Annotated in this window: 1 pseudogene; it reads left to right on the top strand. The window is 51.2% G+C overall.

Features of this window, described 5'->3' with window-relative positions:
• Positions 1–365: pseudogene (locus ACYP03_RS24730) on the top strand (ribonuclease E); the annotation flags it as partial.

Below are 365 nucleotides of genomic sequence, written 5' to 3'. Positions count from 1 at the left end.
ATCTCCCGCTTCGGCCTGCTGGAAATGTCGCGTCAGCGCCTGAGTCCTTCTCTGGCAGAAGCCAGCCACCATGTCTGCCCTCGCTGTACGGGGACAGGTGTGGTACGTGATAACGAATCGCTGTCTCTGTCTATTCTTCGCTTGATTGAAGAAGAGGCACTGAAAGACAACAGCTCCCAGGTACAGGCTATCGTACCGGTTGCTGTCGCATCCTACCTGCTGAACGAAAAACGTCGCTCTGTACAACACATCGAAAAATATCACGATGTGAAAGTAGTGATCGTTCCTAACGCAGATATTGAAACACCGCATTTTGAAGTGCTGCGTGTGCGCACCGGCGAAGAAAAAGACACTCTGTCTTACCA

It is taken from the genome of Photobacterium sp. R1 (genome assembly GCF_054600795.1).
This window is presented reverse-complemented; position numbering and strand designations above follow the sequence as displayed.